Source organism: Streptomyces wedmorensis (assembly GCF_000716445.1).
Taxonomy (GTDB): domain Bacteria; phylum Actinomycetota; class Actinomycetes; order Streptomycetales; family Streptomycetaceae; genus Streptomyces; species Streptomyces wedmorensis.
On sequence record NZ_JNWK01000235.1, the window covers coordinates 1 to 217 of the forward strand.

Below are 217 nucleotides of genomic sequence, written 5' to 3' on the forward strand. Positions count from 1 at the left end.
CGTCTCCACCTGGATCGCGGTCCTGCGCAGATTGTCCGCCGTGTCCTGCGCGTACTTCGCGATCTGCTGGAACGCCGGCAACTCCTGCCCCTCAGGAACATCCTGCAAGAAAGCGCGGACCGACGCCTCCATCGCGCGGGCGCCCTCGCCCTCCATCGACCGCGCGGCCCCCAACGCCCCGTCCCCGAAACGCGACTCCAGCTCCCGCACGAACTCC

The 217-nt window shown here is 69.6% G+C and carries 1 protein-coding gene; it reads right to left on the reverse strand.

The features are described from left to right. Positions 1 to 217: hypothetical protein (locus tag OO54_RS41240; protein WP_033213055.1), on the reverse strand; the 217-nt coding region annotated here is incomplete at both ends.